Source organism: Verminephrobacter aporrectodeae subsp. tuberculatae At4 (assembly GCF_000193225.1).
In the GTDB taxonomy this organism is placed as follows: domain Bacteria; phylum Pseudomonadota; class Gammaproteobacteria; order Burkholderiales; family Burkholderiaceae_C; genus Acidovorax; species Acidovorax aporrectodeae.
In genome coordinates this window covers 1-284 of the sequence record NZ_AFAL01000677.1, presented here as the reverse complement: position 1 = coordinate 284, position 284 = coordinate 1, and the positions used below count along the sequence as shown (strand labels likewise).

Sequence of the window (284 nt, the reverse complement as noted above, 5' to 3'; positions counted from 1 at the left end):
CTGCCGCCAGTCAAGGTTACGTCGTCTATGCCAAAGCCCCCGACCGCTTCGCTGAATTTGATCGTGACGCTCGTCGTTGGCTGGTCGGGTCCAAGCGCCGTATGGCTGATCGTTTGGTCGCTGGCGGCCAGCTGCGGTGCCATGCGGTCCAGGGTGTATGCGGCGCTGCTGACGTTGGTTTGCAATGCGTTGCCCACCAGGTCGCGCACATTCGCTGTGGCGGCATTGAGCGTGACGTTGAACTCGGCTCCTTCGGCGCCCGTGGCCGTCGGGGTCAGCGTGGC

At 64.4% G+C, this 284-nt stretch carries 1 protein-coding gene; it reads right to left on the bottom strand.

Annotation, left to right across the window (positions count from 1 at the left end; genetic code table 11):
* Positions 1-284 (bottom strand): hypothetical protein (locus tag VTU_RS33930; RefSeq protein ID WP_010107474.1); only part of this gene is annotated, 284 nt, incomplete at both ends.